15 protein-coding genes are annotated in these 18,790 nt (G+C 34.9%); 8 read left to right on the forward strand and 7 right to left on the reverse strand.

The genetic code is table 11. The annotated features are described in order from the left end of the window. Positions 1 to 3: 3 nt before the first annotated feature. The 7 genes from A9G09_RS09110 (at position 4) to A9G09_RS09140 (ending at position 7,730) form a co-directional block, all read left to right on the forward strand. Positions 4 to 732 carry an ABC transporter ATP-binding protein gene (locus A9G09_RS09110; RefSeq protein ID WP_065634514.1) on the forward strand — a complete coding sequence of 243 codons (729 nt, stop codon included), beginning with the start codon at positions 4 to 6 and terminating at the stop codon, positions 730 to 732. Between the two features lies 1 nt (position 733). Beyond that, positions 734 to 1,948, forward strand: coding sequence for an ABC transporter permease (locus tag A9G09_RS09115; protein ID WP_141671565.1), 1,215 nt, complete (start codon positions 734 to 736; stop codon positions 1,946 to 1,948). Beyond that, positions 1,905 to 3,518: an SUMF1/EgtB/PvdO family nonheme iron enzyme gene (locus A9G09_RS09120; RefSeq protein WP_218056883.1), complete on the forward strand. Its 1,614-nt coding sequence runs from the start codon at positions 1,905 to 1,907 to the stop codon at positions 3,516 to 3,518. Before A9G09_RS09115 ends, A9G09_RS09120 begins: the two co-directional genes overlap by 44 nt. Continuing rightward, entirely contained in the window at positions 3,518 to 4,210 is a 693-nt protein-coding gene (locus tag A9G09_RS09125) for a hypothetical protein (RefSeq protein ID WP_065634516.1), read from the forward strand. Before A9G09_RS09120 ends, A9G09_RS09125 begins: the two co-directional genes overlap by 1 nt. A gap of 2 nt (positions 4,211 to 4,212) precedes the next feature. Continuing rightward, positions 4,213 to 4,695 carry a hypothetical protein gene (locus A9G09_RS09130; RefSeq protein ID WP_065634517.1) on the forward strand — a complete coding sequence of 161 codons (483 nt, stop codon included), beginning with the start codon at positions 4,213 to 4,215 and terminating at the stop codon, positions 4,693 to 4,695. A gap of 62 nt (positions 4,696 to 4,757) precedes the next feature. Continuing rightward, positions 4,758 to 6,146, forward strand: a complete 1,389-nt coding sequence (locus A9G09_RS09135; RefSeq protein WP_065634518.1) for a VWA domain-containing protein — start codon at positions 4,758 to 4,760, stop codon at positions 6,144 to 6,146. 99 nt (positions 6,147 to 6,245) lie between these two features. Beyond that, entirely contained in the window at positions 6,246 to 7,730 is a 1,485-nt protein-coding gene (locus A9G09_RS09140; protein WP_065634519.1) for a hypothetical protein, read from the forward strand. 118 nt (positions 7,731 to 7,848) lie between these two features. Here the strand turns inward: A9G09_RS09140 and gyrB are convergent, their stop codons facing one another. The 7 genes from gyrB to A9G09_RS09175 all read right to left on the reverse strand — a co-directional run bounded on the left by gyrB (position 7,849) and on the right by A9G09_RS09175 (position 17,145). Then, a complete protein-coding gene (gyrB, locus tag A9G09_RS09145; protein ID WP_065634520.1) occupies positions 7,849 to 10,260 on the reverse strand; it encodes a DNA topoisomerase (ATP-hydrolyzing) subunit B in 2,412 nt (803 codons plus the stop codon). A 42-nt stretch (positions 10,261 to 10,302) separates the two neighbouring features. Further along, positions 10,303 to 11,376, reverse strand: coding sequence for a DNA replication/repair protein RecF (gene recF, locus A9G09_RS09150; protein ID WP_065634521.1), 1,074 nt, complete (start codon positions 11,374 to 11,376; stop codon positions 10,303 to 10,305). 51 nt (positions 11,377 to 11,427) lie between these two features. Next, positions 11,428 to 12,531 (reverse strand): DNA polymerase III subunit beta, encoded by a 1,104-nt coding sequence (gene dnaN, locus A9G09_RS09155; RefSeq protein WP_065634522.1) that lies wholly within the window; start codon positions 12,529 to 12,531, stop codon positions 11,428 to 11,430. 15 nt (positions 12,532 to 12,546) lie between these two features. Further along, complete coding sequence (gene dnaA / locus A9G09_RS09160; RefSeq protein ID WP_065634523.1) at positions 12,547 to 13,905, reverse strand: chromosomal replication initiator protein DnaA; 1,359 nt, start codon at positions 13,903 to 13,905, stop codon at positions 12,547 to 12,549. A gap of 161 nt (positions 13,906 to 14,066) precedes the next feature. Then, positions 14,067 to 15,164 carry a porin OmpA gene (gene ompA, locus A9G09_RS09165; protein WP_065634524.1) on the reverse strand — a complete coding sequence of 366 codons (1,098 nt, stop codon included), beginning with the start codon at positions 15,162 to 15,164 and terminating at the stop codon, positions 14,067 to 14,069. Positions 15,165 to 15,356: 192 nt separating this feature from the next. Continuing rightward, positions 15,357 to 16,265: a recombination-associated protein RdgC gene (locus tag A9G09_RS09170; protein WP_065634525.1), complete on the reverse strand. Its 909-nt coding sequence runs from the start codon at positions 16,263 to 16,265 to the stop codon at positions 15,357 to 15,359. A 130-nt stretch (positions 16,266 to 16,395) separates the two neighbouring features. After that, complete coding sequence (locus A9G09_RS09175) at positions 16,396 to 17,145, reverse strand: MipA/OmpV family protein (RefSeq protein WP_176700970.1); 750 nt, start codon at positions 17,143 to 17,145, stop codon at positions 16,396 to 16,398. A gap of 197 nt (positions 17,146 to 17,342) precedes the next feature. On the opposite strand from A9G09_RS09175, the gene A9G09_RS09180 reads away from it, so the two are divergent. After that, positions 17,343 to 18,731 (forward strand): aspartate aminotransferase family protein, encoded by a 1,389-nt coding sequence (locus A9G09_RS09180; protein WP_065634549.1) that lies wholly within the window; start codon positions 17,343 to 17,345, stop codon positions 18,729 to 18,731. Positions 18,732 to 18,790 lie beyond the last annotated feature (59 nt).

The raw sequence follows: 18,790 nt of genomic DNA on the forward strand, positions 1-18,790 counted from the left end.
CTCATGTTAACAATAAAGCAATTAGCCATCTCTCGCTCTACAGGCAAATCTTTTTTTAACGTTTGCCTGCCAGAGCTATCATTAAACGCAGGGCAAGTTGTTGTGATACAAGGCGATAGCGGGTCGGGTAAAAGTACGTTGCTTGAAATGATCGGCATGATTTTAAAACCTGATGAGTTGGATTGTTATAAATTGGTTTTAGATAATAGTGATATTGATATAGCTAAATTAATTCGCCGTAATGATATCGATGAACTAGCGATTATACGTGCTCGCTATTTGGGATTTATGTTACAAACAGGTGGTTTACTGCCGTTTTTGACGATTCAGGAAAATATTGTATTACCACTTAAATTGCTCCAGTTACCTGTTGATATGTCAAGATTTGATTATTTAGTCGACAAACTTAACATTGCGCATTTACTCAGTAAATATCCTAAGCAGTTATCAATTGGTGAAAGGCAACGAGCATCGTTTATTCGTTCGATTATTCATAAACCTGCACTATTACTCGCTGATGAGCCGACTTCAGCGTTAGATCCTTATAACGCCAATTTACTGTTTGATTTGATTATTGAACAGGCAAAACAAGATAATATTGCCGCAATGATTGTTACGCATGATTGGCAACGTATTGCAAGTAAAGGTTTATTTACTTTATCGGCCAAATTAAACTCTCCACAATCATCAGTTTTTTTACCATTACAAAGCAAGGTAAGCGTCGATGAGTAAAATGATATTAAAATGGTTGCTAATCATCCGTTTATCATTGTCTGATTTATGGTACGACAAAAAAGTCTCATTTTGTATTATCGCATCGGTAATATCGGTTATTACGCCATTATTGTTATTATTCAGCTTAAAATATGGCGTAGTTTCTCAGCTACGGCAGCAACTACTTAATGATCCACAAAATTTAGAAATAAAGATTGTGGGGAATTTAAATCTGAATGATGCCATGTTTGACTGGATAAAAAAACAGCCTGAAACTGGCTTTGTGATTCCTTTAACGCGTTCGCTTAATACTCAAGCTGATTTAGTCAAAGATTCAAGCCACTTTGTGAGCAGTGCTGAAATTATTCCTACAGCGAGTGGTGATCCGCTCACACAGGATTTGCCTTCTATCAATGATAAAACTCAAATTTTATTAAGTGCATTATCAGCGGAAAAATTGCAAGTAACTGTGGGTAGTCATATAAAATTATTTATTACCCGTCAATTAGATGGCAAGTTCGAGAAAGGATCAATTGAATTAGAGGTTAAAGGTATTATTCCTGAGAATCGCTATAGTCGTGCTGCTGCGTTTGTCAGTTTAGATTTACTCATTGCAATGGAAAATTTTTATGATGGTTATCAAAGTGAATTATTTGCAACGAATACCGGTAAAAATAATCCGCCTCCCCATTCATTATTTGCAAGGGCTCGCATTTATGCCAATTCCTTAGATAATGTAGCGCCATTGTCGTTTAAATTAAGAGAAAAGAACATCGAAACACGCACACAGTCTAATGCCATTGAAAATGTTAAAGCGATTGATAGGGTACTCAATTTTATTTTTAGCGTGATTGCCATAACCGCAGGACTAGGTTGTATTTTATCGTTTGCAGGTTCGTTTCTATCAAATATTGAACGTAAGCGTAAAGATATAGCTTTTATGCGATTACTTGGTTTTCAATCCAAAGCGATAATGGGGTATTTAATCAATCAAGCCGTTATATTGAGTTGTTTGGCGTTTTTAGTTTCCTTTGTGCTATTTTTATTAGGAAATTATGCTTTTAATGCAGTGTTAGGTAAAAATTTGATTTCACAACCAATTGTAAGTCGCTTACAATTTTACCACCTTATCATTGCATTTTTGTTGTGTATAGTTATTTCAGGTGTCGTTGTAGCCATAGGAGGTCGACGTGCTATTAAGATCCAACCAGCAGAAAGTTTACGCGAAGCGTAACTTAAAACAAATTGCTTTTTGGGGATTAACTATAAGTTTATTTCCGTTGAGTTGCTATGCTGAACCTTGGAATAGTAATTTTTTCAATCCAAAACCCGCAAAAGATGATGTTATTTTGCCTATGCCGTGTGATGGTAGTTTGGTAATGAAAAAGATCTATACACCAACGAATAAGCCTTTAGATGATATTAAAGTTATTTTAGGCAGTAATCAAAAAGAGCTCGGTTTTGCCGAATATGCAACCCCCAATTATATTTCTGGTAGTTTTTCTGAAAAGGGAAAAGAGCGTTATTATTTGATTGGTAAATATGAAATAACCGCTTTGCAATATCAAGCTGTGATGAGTGATACTTGCCCCACAGCAAAACTAGCTCTTACCTTTCCTATTACCAACATTAGTTGGTTTGATGCTGTTGCTTTTACTGATAAATATAATCGTTGGTTGATTGAAAATCAGTCGAAGATTAATGCTAATACCTTACCGAAAGGTTATATCCGTCTACCTAATAATACCGAATGGGAATATGCAGCTCGGGGAGGTTCAAAAGTGACAGATTCTGAGTTTCGTGAAATGCGTTTCCCAATGACTGAAAATTTAGAAAATTATGCATGGTTTTCTGGCGCAAAATCAGCCAATGGTAAATTACAGCTTATAGGCCGTTTACAACCTAATCCTGTTGATCTATATGATATGTTAGGCAATGCTAGCGAAATGATGTTTGATTCTTTTCGTATGAACAAACTTGATCGTTATCATGGTCAACCTGGTGGTATGACGGTTAGAGGCGGCAGTTATTTGACACCCGAATCGTCAATCACCACTGCTTTTCGTATTGAAAAACCATATTATGATAATAAAAGTGCTTATAAAAGTGTGGATGTCGGTTTTCGTGTGGTCTATACAACCGAAGTGATGTCTAGTAGCGATATTGTTAAAGAATTAGACAAAGAATGGAATGAATTAGGTTCAGAGGCCGAAGCCAATCAAAAACAAAATGTGGTGAGTGAACTTGAAAAAATCACTAAACAAGTCGAAGATGAGAAGACTAAAAAAGAACTCAATCAACTAAATACACTTTTACGTAGTGCCAATCAAGCTCGTGACGAACAGCGAAACCGCTCGATTCAAGCAGCGCTACAGTTAGGTGCATTTTTATGTGCGAATGTCTCTGACTTAAATAGTAAATTTGAATATAATAATAATTTATATAACACCATGAATAATGAAGTTTGTGAAACGAAAGATTCAGATAATGCCAATAATGGTGGTATGTGTTCACCTGAAAAACTCAATAATTTAAAACAGGTGCTCGATGAGTCGAAAAGTGCTAGGGACTTTATTTTAAAATATTATGCCGACACCATTGTTAGTACTGCATCAAATTATGAAAAAAATACTATTGATGAGCAAGCACAACCCACTCAATTTATTTTAGAAAACAGTGGTAAAGCGAATATGAGTGATTACTTAAAACTTTATTTACAACATATTAATCAATATATTGAATCAGGTAAGATCGAAAGAACAACTTGGCTGCAAGCTTGTAATGAGATAAAAGGAAAGAAATAATGAACAAAATGATAGGTACACTTGCTTTATGCATCTCACTCGTTTTAACTGGGTGCCAATCTACATCTGGCGGAGCGAGTACAAAAAATGTCGATCCTGAATTGACTAAAGGTACAACCGCTGAATTTTTTAGTAAATCTGCATGGCAATCTTGTGCTATAGGTGCAGGTATTACAGGGCTTGGCTGTGTGTTGTTGGGTGGAAAACCCGCTGCATGCCTTGCTTCTGCCGCTGTCGGTTGTGGGGTAATGATGGGTGGAAATTATTACTTGGATAAAAAACGAGCAGAATATGCTGATGCTGAAGCGCGCATTGATGCCTATATTCAAGATGTTCAACAAAATACCGCCGAAGTGCAATCAATTACTCAAAGTGCTAAAGATGTTGTGGATAGAAATTTAGCTACCCTTAATGCGCTAAATCAACAAATTAAAAGCGAAAGTGTCAATAAAAAACAAGCTCAGAAAGAGTTAACTCAAATCGATGCGAATATTGCTTACTTAAATGATAAATTAAAACGGATTAAGAAAGTTGAAAATGATTGGGTTAATCTGTCTGTTCAGGAACAACAATCAGGTGTAAATGTCACCAGATTGGATAAAGAAATCGGTCAACTACATAAACAAATAGCAGCACTTGAAAAACAAATTAATTTAGTTACTCAACAACGTTCAGCTGTTAAGGTTGGTTAATTATGAAAAAAATATCTTTTATCTCTGTTTTCTCACTTGTTTTACTCGCAGGTTGTTCTACAACTCCAGAACAATGTGATCCTAAAAATACTAATATCGGTATTATGGATAAAATAAGTTGTAATTATTCCGGTAATTATCAGGCTAGAATTGATCAGAAAAAACAAATTCTAGAAAATGAACAAAGGGCAAATCAACAATTTAAAGAGATTTATGCAAATATCGAAAAACAGAAAAACGATACTACGTTGAGTGTAAAACAGAAACAAGCTCAACAGCAGAAGTTAAAGCAAGATCTGTCTAAATTAACGAGCGAAATCAAAGCAAAAGCGAAAGGTCGTGACGATTTATTAAAACAAGTCAATGACATTGAGCAACAATATAATCAAGTAAATAAATCAAGCAAGTCAGAAGTTGAAAAACAGGTCGAACTAGATAAGTTAAATAAAAAACTTCAACAATTACAAAAAGCATTGAATATTTAACTATACGAGACCCTCAATAGTATTATTTATTTGAAAACTTATATTTAAGGAATATATTACGCATGCAACGAATAGCAAGGATTATAGTTGACTCTAATGATTCACAAAAAATGGCTTTATTGGATCAATATAATTCTTTGTTATCGTTGCTAAAACCTCATTTAACCGAACGAACATTTTCAATTCTTGCGACGCCTCGACTAATTGATGATAATCAATATTTAGGTTGGTACACCGAACTTCAAGGACAGCCTACTTCACTAAGTAATGTTAATGATGAACTTGTGAAGAAACAAGTTACTGAAACGTTACAAACACGGATCAACGATATTGAATTATCCGTTAAGTCAATGCGTTTAGATAGTGAGCAACAAACATTAGTTTCGTCTTGGTTACCAAGAATTAAAAGTTTAGGTAATCAAATTTATATTGTTAATGGTGAACCTGTCATTGTTAATTCTTTTGAAGAACCAATTTTACCCAAACCTACGCCGGTTACGCCTGAGGTTGCCCCAAAATCATTTTGGCGATGGTGGTATTTGTTATTATTGGCATTATTGCTATTAGGACTTTTAGGCGTGTTATGGTACTTTTTTTGTCCATTTAATAAAGATAAAAAGCCTGATGTTATTCCGGAGTTAATAATTATTCCGCCTGTGTTAGTTAACAAGCCACCAGCCCCTGTTGTTGAACCACCGACGAAAGAGCCTGAACCTGTTGTTCTGCAACCTGTGCCTGAGCCAGTAGCTAAAAATTGTATTCGAAAAGAAGACGTCGCCAATAATAATGACGCATCTAAAATGGTAATAATATTTGATAATTCAGCATCAATGACATTGACATTAATGGAGTCAAAATCCGCAATAGATCAATATTTAAAAACTAATTTGAATTCCATGTCAGAAAGTGAAGCCAACGCTTATGAAGCAAAGATGACTAGGTTACCTAATCGGTTATCAAGTAGTAAAAAAGTGGCATTATCCACAATTGATAAAATACAGCAAAATATTGATATCGCATTAGTGACACTTACAAGTTGCCCGGTCGCTCAAACTACATCATTTTATAATTATACTAATCGATCAAAGTTAAAAAATAAAATCAATAAATTAAATCCGTTAGAATATAACAGCGCAACGCCACTTTATAGTGGTATACAACAAGCCAGTAAATTACTTAATGGCGTAAACCGCGATGACTATATTTTAATTATTAGTGATGGTGATGATAATTGTACGAAAAGTAATATTTGTACGTTAGCGAGTAATATAGCGGCTAAGCAACCACGTTTGAAAATTAATATTGTCGACATTGCAGGGCAACATAAAATTGACTGTGTTGCTCAAAGTACTGGTGGTAAAGTTTACATAGCACAAAATCCAACAGAAATTGTCAATCAAATGAATCATGCTGTGTCTGATATGAATATTAGTAAACCGATTTGTGAGTAGTGTAAAGCGATAATAAATTTTTGATGTTGTTGATAAAAACAGCCTTGAGTTAATAAGCTTGTTTATTCTATGTTCAAAATAGAAGGAAATGCGTGAATAATGCAACGAATAACCCGGATTTCAATTGATCATAATGATTCAACTAAGTTGGCTTTATTGGAGCAATACTCCTTAGTGTTATCGTTGTTAAAACCGCATTTGACAGAACGCACTTTTTCCATTTTTGCTATACCTAAACTTATGAGTAACAATGACTATTTAGGTTGGTATACTAATCTTGAAGGGCAACCGATATTAATTGATAATGTTGCAGATGAATCGCATAAGCAAAAAATAAAAGATACATTAACCACGCGAATTAATGATATTGAAACGGCGATTAAATCAATTCCTTTAAATGATGAACAACAAAAATTGATAGTTTCATGGTTGCCTAGAATAAAAAACTTAGCCAATCAAGTTTTTGTTATTAATGATGAACCCGTTATTATTTTCGATCTGGAAAAACCCGTTTTATCGCAACCGGTTATTCCCCCTGTTACGGTTTCAAAATCATTTTGGCGTTGGTGGTACTGGTTAATTTTGGCATTGCTATTACTAGGATTATTGAGCCTATTGTGGTACTTTTTTTATCCATCTTCATCAGAAAACAAGGTGAAATCTGTACCTGAGTTAATTATTATTCCGCCAGTATTAGTCAATAAACCTGAACCTGTATCTAAACCGGCTCCGGTAGTGGAACCTCCGAAAGAGCCGCAAGTTGTCGCTACGTCAGAACCTGCTCCCGTACCTGCTATAGAGCCAGAGCCTGTAATTAATTCTGAAGAAGTACCGAAAGTTAAACCAAAACCTAAGGTTAAAAATCCGCCTAATTGTATCACCCAAGATGAGATAAAGAACAATCCGAATCCATCAAAAATGGTTATTGTGTTTGATAATTCTCTATCGATGACAGCAACTTTAGCTGAATCGCCAGCAGAAGTTGAGCAATTCTTTCAATACCTGTCTTATGGTTATCCTCGTTATATGTCCGAACAGGAAAAGGCTGATTATCAGAAAAAAATGACGCGTTTACCGAGCCGTTTATCGACAAGTAAAAGCGTAGCGTTATCTAGTATCGATAAAATACAACCCAATATTGGTATATCGCTTGTCACGTTAAATCGCTGTCCGGCGGCAAATTTTACGCAATTTTATGATTATGCTGGTCGTAGTATTTTAAAAAATAATATCACTAGACTTAATCCATCAGGTGCTGGTGGGGGTGGAACACCACTTTATAGTGGACTTGAAAAAGCGAGTAGTATGCTAGATGGTGTGAATCGTAATGATTATATCTTGATCATCAGTGATGGTGAAGATAGCTGTTCAAAGAACAATATTTGTACTTTAGCGAATTATATTTCGACGCAGAAACCAAAATTGAAAATTAATATTGTCGATATAGCAGGCGAACATAAAATTGATTGTGTTGCGGATATGACCGGAGGGAAGGTCTATATCGCTCAGAGCCCAAAAGATATGATTAAACAGATGAACAATGCGGTGTCTGATTTGAAAATAAATAGACCTGTTTGCCAATAAAGACAATTAAGGCATTAACTTATTTTAAAAGATAAGTATAACTTGCTTTAGCCATCACAATAAAAAAAACCAGATATTTATCTGGTTTTTTGTTATCTGTAATAGGGCTGATAGGCTGTTAAAAATCAAGATTAGCCGCTTTTAACGCATTTTCTTCAATAAATAAGCGACGTGGTTCAACTTCATCTCCCATTAAGGTAGTAAACAGCTGATCAGCTTCGATTGCATCTTTTATGGTCACTTGTAACATGCGACGGCTGGTTGGATCCATAGTTGTTTCCCATAACTGTTCTGGGTTCATTTCACCAAGCCCTTTATAGCGTTGAATGGTTAAACCACGACGTGATTCTTTGATTAACCATTCTACTGCCTCTTCAAATGAGTTAACTGGCTGTTTGCGATCACCTCGTTGAATGAAAGCACCATCTTCCAGTAAACCTTTTAATTGCGCACCTAAATGACAAATATTACGATATTCATTACTATGAATAAACACTTGATCTAATGCATAGTTATTATCAACACCATGTGTTCTTACTTTAATTACTGGCACATATAATTGTGTTTTATCATTATAATCAGCAGAATAGCGATAACTGCTACCGTGTTGTTCTTTGCTGGTTAAATTATCAATAATGGTTTTAGCCCAATGTTGTGCTGATTGTTGATTTTGTAAAATCTTTTCATCTAAAACATCATGATAAACCAATTCAGAAAGTAACGCTTTAGGATAACGGCGTTCCATTTTGGTAATGAGTTTTTCAACTTTTTGATATTCAGCAATCAGTTTTTCAAGCGCTTCGCCAGCAAGTGCAGGAGCATGATCATTAACATGTAATGAGGCATCTTCTAACGCTAATGCAATTTGGAATTGTGTCATTGCATCATCATCTTTAATGTATTGTTCTTGTTTGCCTTTTTTAACTTTATAGAGTGGAGGTTGTGCGATATAAACATAACCACGCTCAATAATTTCAGGCATTTGACGATAGAAAAACGTGAGTAATAATGTGCGAATATGTGAACCATCGACATCGGCATCGGTCATAATGATAATGCTATGATATCGCATTTTATCTGGATTATACTCATCACGACCAATCCCACAACCTAATGCTGTAATTAATGTTGCGACTTCTTGAGAAGAGAGCATTTTGTCAAAGCGAGCTTTTTCAACATTTAGAATTTTACCTTTTAATGGTAAAATTGCTTGATTTTTACGGTTTCGTCCTTGTTTGGCTGAACCACCCGCAGAGTCCCCTTCCACTAAATAAAGTTCAGATAAAGCAGGATCTTTTTCTTGGCAGTCAGCTAGTTTGCCTGGTAAACCGCCTAAATCCAATGCACCTTTGCGTCGAGTCATTTCACGTGCTTTACGTGCTGCTTCACGCGCTCTGGCTGCATCAATAATTTTACCGACAACAATTTTCGCATCAGAAGGATTTTCAAGTAGGTATTCGGTTAACTTTTCACCCATAACCGATTCTACTGCTGATTTAACTTCTGATGAAACCAATTTGTCTTTTGTTTGTGATGAGAATTTAGGATCAGGAACCTTGACAGATACGACAGCAATAAGCCCTTCACGTGCATCGTCACCGGTGGCACTAATTTTTGCTTTTTTACTGTATCCTTCGCTTTCCATGTAATTATTTAGTGTACGAGTCATGGCGCCACGAAAACCGGCTAAATGGGTACCACCATCACGTTGAGGAATATTATTAGTAAAACAGTAGATATTTTCTTGGTAACCATCATTCCATTGCAATGCAACTTCAACACCAATATTATCTTTTTCGGTACTAAAGTAGAATATTTTAGGATGAATTGGATTCTTATTCTTATTCAAATATTCTACAAATGCTTTAATACCACCTTCATAATGGTAGTGTTCACTTTTACCTGTACGTTCATCAATTAATTTAATAGAAACGCCAGAATTTAAAAATGATAGTTCACGTAGCCTTTTTGCTAAATGCTCATAGACAAATTCAATATTGGTGAACGTTTTTGGACTTGGCCAGAAACGAACATAAGTCCCTGATTCAGTGGTTTCACCAATAACTTTAAGTGGTTCTTCTGGCACACCTAAATGATAGGTTTGTTTGTGTATTTTTCCTTCACGATAAATGACAAGTTCTAATTTATCAGATAAAGCATTAACTACCGAAACACCAACACCGTGTAAACCACCCGATACTTTATAGGAATTATCATCAAATTTACCACCAGCATGTAAAACAGTCATGATGACTTCAGCCGCTGAGATACCTTCTTCTTTATGAATACCGGTTGGAATACCACGTCCATCATCACGAACGGATACAGAATTATCAGGGTGAATGATTACTTCGATATGGTTACAGTAACCCGCTAATGCTTCGTCAATGGCATTATCAACGACTTCAAAAACCATATGATGAAGGCCTGTTCCATCATCGGTATCTCCAATATACATACCAGGACGTTTGCGGACTGCATCAAGCCCTTTAAGCACTTTAATACTAGATGAATCATAAGAGTTAGACATGGATTTTTTGACCTATTTAATTTCTTTTATCGTTTCGTACAATTATGAAATTATACCAGATTTTATGTTAAAAATCTTATCATTTTCATCGATCATCTGGGTTATTTGGTCTTGGTTAACGGCTGTAATAAACACTTGTGAATTTGCAAGTTTTAAACGTTTTGCTAATAGATTTCGTTTATTGTTATCAAGTTCAGAAGCAAAATCATCAATTAAATAGATACATGATTGCCCTGTTTGTTTTGAATAATACTCACCTTGTGATAAACGTAAAGCACACATGAGTAGTTTTAACTGACCACGTGATAAAAGATCTTCAACGGGAATGTTGTCAACTCGCAATTTGATATCTGCTTTATGTGGACCTTGTGAGGTATAATTAATTAATTTATCTCGTTCAAATTGCTTATAAAGTATTTCTGCATAATCACTGCTGTGTTCCCAACCTTGATAGTACAGGCAATTTAATTGATATTCAGGTAGAAAATCTTCACAGGTTTTTATAATTTCTGGAAAAATATGTTGAGTATAATCAGCCCTAATCTGGCTTATTTTTTCAGCAACCGGAACTAGCTGTTTATCCCAAGGTAATAGTTGGTTATAGTTATAAGATTGTTTTAATAACGCATTACGCTGTTTATATAATCGTTTTAAATTGTTCCAAAGATAGACAAATTCGGGATAATGGTGAAAGCAGCCCCAATCGATAAAAGCTCGTCGATATTTAGGACCACCAGTGAGTAAATCAAAACCCTCTGGCGTAATGAGTTCAATAGGCAATAGTTTTGCTAAATCAGTGAGCCGAAAACCTTCATCACCATCAATTTTTATTTTATTTTCATTATTGCGTGTTTTTGATAAGCCAATTGTGCGGGTTTGTTGATTGGCAGATTCAATTTGGCTAAATAAAATTAATTCAGGTTGTTCATGTTGTATAATCCGATTGGATTGAATATGCCTAAATGCTCGGCCATGTCCAAGCATGTATATTGCTTCAAGTAGGCTTGTTTTTCCACTACCATTATCACCAATGATATAGTTGAAATGCCGAGATAACGATAACTCGGCATGATCAATATTACGAAAATGATGAATTTTGATTTGTGAAATTGTCATATAGTATTAAATAAGGCTTCCGACTGGATCGGAAGCTAAGAGAAGTTATGATTATAAGCGCATTGGCATGACAACATATGTAGCAGATTGATCATTGATATCTTCAATTTGAACACTGGATGTTGCATCAGTTAATAAAAGTTGTACGCTATCACATCTTAGAGTATTTAATATATCTAATAAATAGGTGACATTGAAGCCGATTTCGAGTTCTGATGATTGATATTTAACATCAATTAATTCTTCAGCTTCTTCTTGTTCTGGGTTATTGGCAGTAATTTTTATCTGATCATTATGTACGTATAATCTTATTCCACGAAATTTTTCGTTGGATAAAATTGCCACGCGAGATAATGCATTTCTTAATTCATCACAAGATACTTCAAGTGGTTTATCTGGGTTTCTAGGTAATACGCGTTTATAGTCGGGAAATCTACCATCGATGAGTTTTGAGGTGAAGGTAAAATCGCCAAGATTAACACGTAAATTATTATTACCAATTTGCATATTGATCGGTTCTTCATTATCGGCAACTAATTTTGCAAGTTCTATCACGCCTTTTCTTGGCATAATCACTGAGCAAGGGCTAGCAATATTTTGACCAATTGGTTGAGCGCAAACGGCTAAACGATGCCCATCAGTTGCAACTGTCTTTAATAGTCCGTCTTCAATTTCAAATAACATACCATTTAAGTAATATCTTACATCTTGATTAGCCATTGAAAATTGAACAGCATCAATAAGTCGTTTTATTGTTTTTTGCGGAACCGCAAGATCAACATCACTTTGCCAATTTTCTAAATTAGGAAAGTCACTAGCTGGTAAGGTTGCTAAGGAAAATTTACTTCGACCCGATTGAATTATTAATCGATTATCGTCAACGGTTATCGAAATTTGCGCATTATTGGGTAAATTTCGACAGATATCGAGGAATTTTCTTGCTGGGACTGTTGTCGCACCCGGTTCATTTGCTTCAGTTAAAGGTAAATGCGCAATCATTTCGATTTCAAGATCGGTGCCTGTCATTGATAAAGTATTATCGTTCACTTGTAATAATAAATTACCTAAAATGGGTAACGTTGGACGGCTACTTAAAGGTGCGCTGACAAGTTGCAGTGGTTTAATAAGTTTTTCGCGATCAATAATAAATTTCATAATGTTGATTCTTTTTTAAGTTGATAATGTTCGAATTAAATTGGAATAATCCTCTTTAATATCATTGTTTTCTTCTTTTAATTCTGCAATTTTTCGACATGCATGTAAAACGGTAGTGTGATCTCTGCCACCAAATCCATCACCAATTTCAGGTAAACTTTTATTGGTTAATTCTTTCGCTAATGCCATCGCAACTTGACGAGGTCTTGCTACAGAGCGAGAGCGGCGTTTAGATAATAGGTCCGATACTTTAATTTTATAATATTCCGCCACAGTTTTTTGAATATTTTCAATAGTAACGAGTTTTTCTTGCAATGCGAGTAAATCTTTTAACGCATCTTTAACAAAATCAATCGTTATCGCTTTACCTGTAAAATTAGCATTAGCAATAACTCGGTTTAATGCACCTTCTAGTTCTCGTACATTAGAGCGTAAGCGTTTAGCAATAAAAAATGCCACTTCTTCAAGTAACTTTATATGATTTTCTTCTGCTTTTTTCATTAGTATTGCAACGCGAGTTTCAAGTTCTGGCGGTTCTATTGCTATTGTTAGTCCCCAGCCAAAACGTGATTTTAAACGATCTTCAACACCATTTATTTCTTTAGGATAGCGATCAGATGTCAAGATAATTTGTTGATTACCTTCTAATAATGAGTTAAAAGTATGAAAAAATTCTTCTTGTGAACGCTCTTTATTGGCAAAAAATTGTATATCATCAATTAATAACGCATCGACTGATCGATAGTAATTTTTAAATTCTTCAATAGCATTATTTTGTAATGCTTTGACCATATCTTGCACAAATCGTTCCGAATGCATATAAACAACTTTAGCATTATTTTGTTCTTCAATTATTTGGTTACCAACTGCGTGCAATAAATGTGTTTTACCCAAACCCGTTGATCCATATAAAAATAATGGGTTATAGGCTTTACCTGGGTTTTCAGCAACTTGTTTTGCCGCCGCGACAGCAAGTTGGTTAGATTTGCCTTCTACAAAACTATCAAAGGTATGTTTTTGATTGATTCCTGAATGATAACTATGGTTACTATTATTTTCTTTGGTTGTTTTCCATGCAGGAGCCAGATCAGCTTTCGGTTGTTCTTTTTTTACTTTTTTATCAATTGATAACGTAGAGCCAACTTCAAGATATAGCTTTAAAGAATCGTTATTGAAATGTTTATTTAATAGTTGTGATATAGTTGAGAGATATTTATTTCGAACCCAATCGAGCACAAATCTATTTGGGGCATAGATATAAAGTTTATTATCAACCATTTCCGCTTGCAATGGCCGAATCCATAAATTAAATTCAGTTGTCGGAAGTTCTTCTTGTAATTGAGAAAGACAATCTTGCCAAATAGCGGTAGGCACAATAACCCCTTTAATTATAATTACTAACAAAACAGTACTGATTATAATCTTTTTTGTGGGTAATTTATAGATCGAAGGTGATATATTATTTAGTTACTAACCAAATCTTATAAATAAAAAACCCGGCTGATGCCGGGTTTTAGTGATTAAATCAATCAAAATTAATTGGTTGAGTCGATCACTTTCACTTCTTTAACGTTACGTGCTTTAACTTCAATTTCAACACGACGATCTGGTGCTAAACATGCTTTTAAGTCAGCGCCGCGAAGTGCATTACATTTAGTACCTGTAACTGGTTGAGATTTACCCATACCACGAGCACTAATTAAATCAGCTGGAACACCTTTTTCTACTAGGTATTTCATTACTGAATGTGCACGTTGTTCAGATAGTTTTTGGTTGTAGCTGTCTGAACCAATACGGTCTGTATGGCCAATTACAACGATTGCACTTTGAGTTGGGTTAATTTTAACAAGAGATGTTAATAGGTTATCAAGTGCTTGACGTCCTTCTGGTTTTAAATCAGCTTTTGCATAAGCAAATAGAACATCTTCGTTTAATACATAACGGTTTTCTTGAGTTTTAACTTCAACTTCTGGAGCAGCAACTGCTGGAGAACCTAAACGGTAAGTAATACCTAAAGTTAACAAGCCTGAATCAGGTGATGCATCACTTTTAGTATGAATATGTTGAGTGTATTGGTATTCTAAACGAGTAGAGAAGTCTTCGTCGAAGCGATAATCAAGACCTAATGCATAAACTGGTGATACATCAGTTTTAGTGCCGCCATGACCATAGTAGTCTTTATAATCACCACTATTTTTCCATTTAGCGATAGTTACCATACCACCAGCACGACCATAAACATCTAAATCGTCAGAGATGAATGATAATGGATAGCTTAATTTACCAGTTAAAGAAACACCTTGTGCAGATACTTTGCTGTTACCTGCTTTAGTATTATCATCTGACCAAGTTCTTTTATATTTAGCTGAACCTAACCAATCATAGCCTAATTCAAATGCTAAATAAGGGTTTGCTTGGAAACCAACAAATGCACCGCCAGCAACGTTGCTACGATCTGAAGTTTTGATGCCAATTTCATCATCACCGCGAACTTTATGAGCATCTAAGCTATAGAGTTCTCCCCAACCTAATTTAGCACCTGTATAAAAAGTGTTGTCTTCGTATGCTGCATTAGCTGCAGTAGCTGTTAAGCTTGCAACTGCGATTGCTAGAGCTAGAGTTGTTTTTTTCATTTTCTTGCCTCAACTTATATGTTGTTATAGACGTTGTTTAGTTTGTTTTTATTTAAGTTTATTTGAAATAAACTAATAATAATTTATCTTCAAGTAAATTATGCTATACATAATCTTTTGTGATTATAGCATACTTTATATGCAAAGCTAGAGTTTATAATACAACACTAAAAAAATATTTAAATAATATTATCAAATAATTTTGTTAATCACGAGTGTAAACTCATTAATGGTATTAGCTAAAACGTTTGACATAATAATAAAATCAGCTTCGAGACGCTTATCAAATTCATCTGAGCCAATATCTTCATTTTCATCTAAAATGATAGAATCAAACTTGATTCTTTTTAACGTCAAATCACTGTGTACAATGAAATTCACACCTCTATCATCAATAATTTTCATTTTTGTGATCCATTTTCCTGAATCAAAATGAATTAGCATTTCATCACTAGTGATATCTTGATTTTTACAACTAATAATGCCATTTCCTTCAAGCGGATCTTTCAATTCAGCTTGATCGCCTAATATAAAAGGTGGAAAACTAAGTTTTTCTTTAGCCCAAGTTGTTAATATTTGTTCTAGCGGTTTATCAATTGATAACGGTGTTAAGGCAAGTGCACCTAACTCTTTACGTAAAATAGCTAAAATATCTTCGGCTTGTTTAAAATTGCTACTATCGACAATGATACGTTTATTGTCGGTATCAACCCAAAGCCAATAGTGATTATATTTACTAAAGGCTCGAGGCATGAGATCAATCATGACCTCATCTTTTAATGTCGCTTTCTCATTTTTAGTTAATTTTCTACTTAATGTTTGCTCTTGTTTATCTATCTTTTCCAATAATGCTTGTTTGATAACTGGCGCAGGTAATATTTTTGTCTCTTTTTTTATACGTAATAAGAATTGTCCATTGATATCAATAATTAAATTATCTTGATTGTCATCACGATAAGGTGATACCCAACCTATTTTAGTGGTATCAAGGTTACCACAGGGTGTAAAAAGTTGGGATTTGACTGCTTTTTCAATAGTGTCTTTATTTAGTAAGGTGTCATTATTAAGTTGGTAAATAATGGCATTTTTAAACCAAAGCATGTTATTACACTTCCTAAGTTTTATTTAGGATAACTATTTTACCATAATTGTCGTAAATAAAGCGTACTATAATAATACGATTGGTCTATTGTTTTATCATCCGCTTTAATTCTGAAATAGATCAAATTATTTAGAATTTATAAGATAGCCCCATATAAACAGAAGTAATTGTACTGCTGTCTACCATTGGACTATCGGCAGCATCACCGGTTAATTTATCAACGTGAACACCACCAAAAGTAGCAATATTATCCGTTAATGAATATTGGGCGCCGATTTCAGCATAAGGGGTTACTGAACTATCAGCATTAAAATAACGTAATCCAGAGCGAGATGATTCTCTGTGAGACACACCATAGTAATAGTCGTTATGTTTGCTGTTTGCCCAATTGATACCAATGGTTGGTACTATAACTAAATTACCCTCTAGGTAAGGTAAGCTATAATCAGCATTAGCTAAAATGCTGTTACTTTCATTAAGAACATCGGTACCAACACTACTAGAAAAACTGCCGAAGTCAGTATCAATTGAATATTCGATTTCTGCAAGTAGAGTAGAATGTCGAGTATCTAATTGTTTTAAGCGATGATTATCAGAATCATGAGGTTTAAATTCATTAGCTAAATAGCGAGCACCAATTGAAAGACTTTGTCCATTGGCCTGATATGCATAAACACCTGCAGATAAATCATCGATAAAAAATACACCGTTATCATAATCAATATGTGGAACTGGATAAATTTTCGAGCTGTAACTCTTATATGGTGATGTTGCCCAACCTGCTCCAATTCCAATAGAAGTTGGATCAGCAGAAGCAATAGGTATGTATGTTAAAGTCATTAGTGTAAATATATAAGTAGCACAGCGCGATTTTTTCATTTTCTTTATACCCATTAAATTTCTAATGCCATTATCTGGTCGAATATTTTTGTTTTGATTGAATTAAAATGAATGGTCACAAAATCTATACATTAATTGTACATTGTAACAAACAAATTTCTTGAATAATAATGCCACATTTTATCATATTTGAATATGGATTAGTGAGATAAATTATGAGTAAACCAACTTTAGAAATGATTAACAGTCGCCCTGATGATGCTACTCTATTGGCCGACGAAGCTAAATATTGCTCTTTTGGTGATACCGTTCATTATGTTGAACCGCCAAAAATTTTCGATGGCTGTGAAGGTAGCTACATGTACGACAAAGAAGGTAAAGCCTTCCTTGATTTACAAATGTGGTATTCAGCATGTAACTTTGGTTATGCTAATGAACGATTAAACAATGTTCTAAAAAAACAAATTGATACCTTACCACAGTGTGCAAGCCAATATTTGCATCCAACCAAGATCGAATTAGCAAAAACCATTGCTCAAGGTATGGAGCAGCGATTTGGTTATCAAGGTCGAGTTCATTTCAACGTTGGTGGTTCACAATGTATTGAAGATTCACTAAAAGTTGTTCGTAATGCAACAGGTGGTAAGTCACTGATGTTTGCTTTCCAAGGTGGATATCATGGACGTACACTGGGTGCCTCTTCAATTACGTCAAGCTATCGTTATCGTCGCCGTTATGGACATTTTGGTGATCGTGCTATGTTTGTTCCATTCCCATATCCGTTCCGCCGTCCTAAAGGCATGACTGCTGAAGAGTATGGTGAACATTTAGTTGCTGAATTTGCTCGTCTATTTGAAACAGAATATCATGGCGTATGGGATCCAAAAGTAGGACAGGCTGAATATGCTGCATTTTATGCTGAGCCACTACAAGCAACAGGTGGTTATATTGTTCCGCCACGTAATTACTTTAAGGGTTTGAAAAAAGTTCTCGATCAATATGGTATTTTATTAGTTGTAGATGAAATCCAAATGGGCTTTTACCGTACTGGTAAATTATGGTCAATTGAACATTTTGATGTTAAACCTGATGTGGTGGTATTTGCCAAAGCATTAACTAATGGTTTAAATCCATTAGGTGGTTTGTGGGCTCGTGAAGAGTTAATTAATCCTGAAGTGTTCCCTGTTGGATCTACGCATTCAACTTTTGCATCAAATCCACTAGGTACAGCCGTTGGTCTTGAAGTATTAAAAATGACGTCTGAAACTGATTACGAAAAAATGGTAATGGATAGCGGTGCATACTTCCTTGAAGGCTTAAAAACACTAGAGAAAAAACACAAAGAAATCGGTGAAGTAGATGGTTTAGGCCTAGCACTTCGTGCTGAAATTTGTACTGATGATGGTTTTACTGCCAATAAAGCTTTGGTTGATAAAATGGTAGACATTGGTATGTCTGGTGATCTTGATTGGAAAGGTACCAAAATGGGCTTAGTGCTTGATATCGGTGGTTATTACAAAAACGTAATTACGTTTGCCCCTTCGTTACACATTACTCGTCAAGAGATTGATCAAGGTATCGAATTACTGGATCAGTTAATTACTCGAGCTAAAAAAGAGCTTTAATCCATTATTTCTAAATTTTCCCGCTAATGGCTATTAGCGGGATCTCTTATTCAATTCAA

The organism is Gilliamella sp. wkB292, assembly GCF_001690235.1.
Classification (GTDB): Bacteria; Pseudomonadota; Gammaproteobacteria; order Enterobacterales; family Orbaceae; genus Gilliamella; species Gilliamella apicola_F.

Excerpts from the sequence above, each read along its gene's own strand:
- A9G09_RS09170 (WP_065634525.1), bottom strand. The coding sequence starts at position 16,265 with ATGCTTTGGTTTAAAAATGCCATTATTTACCAACTTAATAATGACACC.
- dnaN (WP_065634522.1), bottom strand. The coding sequence starts at position 12,531 with ATGAAATTTATTATTGATCGCGAAAAACTTATTAAACCACTGCAACTT.
- A9G09_RS09125 (WP_065634516.1), top strand. The coding sequence starts at position 3,518 with ATGAACAAAATGATAGGTACACTTGCTTTATGCATCTCACTCGTTTTA.
- A9G09_RS09175 (WP_176700970.1), bottom strand. The coding sequence starts at position 17,145 with ATGAAAAAATCGCGCTGTGCTACTTATATATTTACACTAATGACTTTA.
- recF (WP_065634521.1), bottom strand. The coding sequence starts at position 11,376 with ATGACAATTTCACAAATCAAAATTCATCATTTTCGTAATATTGATCAT.
- A9G09_RS09130 (WP_065634517.1), top strand. The coding sequence starts at position 4,213 with ATGAAAAAAATATCTTTTATCTCTGTTTTCTCACTTGTTTTACTCGCA.
- A9G09_RS09135 (WP_065634518.1), top strand. The coding sequence starts at position 4,758 with ATGCAACGAATAGCAAGGATTATAGTTGACTCTAATGATTCACAAAAA.
- A9G09_RS09110 (WP_065634514.1), top strand. The coding sequence starts at position 4 with ATGTTAACAATAAAGCAATTAGCCATCTCTCGCTCTACAGGCAAATCT.
- A9G09_RS09115 (WP_141671565.1), top strand. The coding sequence starts at position 734 with ATGATATTAAAATGGTTGCTAATCATCCGTTTATCATTGTCTGATTTA.
- A9G09_RS09180 (WP_065634549.1), top strand. The coding sequence starts at position 17,343 with ATGATTAACAGTCGCCCTGATGATGCTACTCTATTGGCCGACGAAGCT.
- A9G09_RS09140 (WP_065634519.1), top strand. The coding sequence starts at position 6,246 with ATGCAACGAATAACCCGGATTTCAATTGATCATAATGATTCAACTAAG.
- gyrB (WP_065634520.1), bottom strand. The coding sequence starts at position 10,260 with ATGTCTAACTCTTATGATTCATCTAGTATTAAAGTGCTTAAAGGGCTT.
- ompA (WP_065634524.1), bottom strand. The coding sequence starts at position 15,164 with ATGAAAAAAACAACTCTAGCTCTAGCAATCGCAGTTGCAAGCTTAACA.